This window comes from Segatella sinensis (assembly GCF_040095255.1).
In the GTDB taxonomy this organism is placed as follows: Bacteria; Bacteroidota; Bacteroidia; order Bacteroidales; family Bacteroidaceae; genus Prevotella; species Prevotella sinensis.
Window position 1 is genome coordinate 1 of the sequence record NZ_JBBNGE010000133.1, and the last position, 723, is coordinate 723.

The 723-nt window shown below is 42.5% G+C and carries 2 tRNA genes and 1 rRNA gene; all 3 read left to right on the forward strand.

From position 1 onward, the window contains the following. Nucleotides 1-65: ribosomal RNA gene (locus AAAT87_RS15430) — 16S ribosomal RNA — on the forward strand; the annotation flags it as partial. 187 nt (nt 66-252) lie between these two features. Beyond that, a tRNA-Ile gene (locus tag AAAT87_RS15435) sits at nt 253-326 on the forward strand. A gap of 63 nt (nt 327-389) precedes the next feature. After that, a tRNA-Ala gene (locus tag AAAT87_RS15440) sits at nt 390-463 on the forward strand. Nucleotides 464-723: the final 260 nt, after the last annotated feature.

Genomic DNA, 723 nt, shown 5'->3' on the forward strand with positions numbered 1-723 from the left:
TGGTAATTGGGGCTAAGTCGTAACAAGGTAGCCGTACCGGAAGGTGCGGCTGGAACACCTCCTTTCTGGAGAGACGAGTATTGAGAGAATGTTGAGTTTTGAATGTTGAATGTTGAGTTCTCATTCTTGCTTACTTCTATATTTGTTGAGATAGTGACTGATTAAAGTTCGCTTCTCTTCTTGTACGCACCATCTGTTTAATTAAATAAGAGATAGAGAATGTTCGGCAGAGATGCTACTCTTTACCAACAAAGTCCTATAGCTCAGTTGGTTAGAGCGCCACACTGATAATGTGGAGGTCGGCAGTTCAAATCTGCCTGGGACTACACATCGGCGCAGCCAATGTGTAATCAAAGTTCAACTTTGATTCATTCTTTACTTCTCAAACTGGGGGATTAGCTCAGTTGGCTAGAGCACCTGCTTTGCACGCAGGGGGTCAACGGTTCGAATCCGTTATTCTCCACTATGCCGATTAAGGCAAGAAGATCTTTGACATATTGACACAAGCAAAACTGTAAGTAATGAACTTTAGTTCAGACTAAAGTGAATCAAATCGCAAGATGAGATTTCACTTTGTTAGAATACAGCTGAAAGTATGAGCTACTTATTCGTTGTCGAGTAATCAGCAATGATAGACGAGATGACAAATACAGTCGTAAAGAAAGTAAGAAAGGGCGTATGGCGGATGCCTAGGCTCACGGAGGCGATGAAGGACGTGATAAG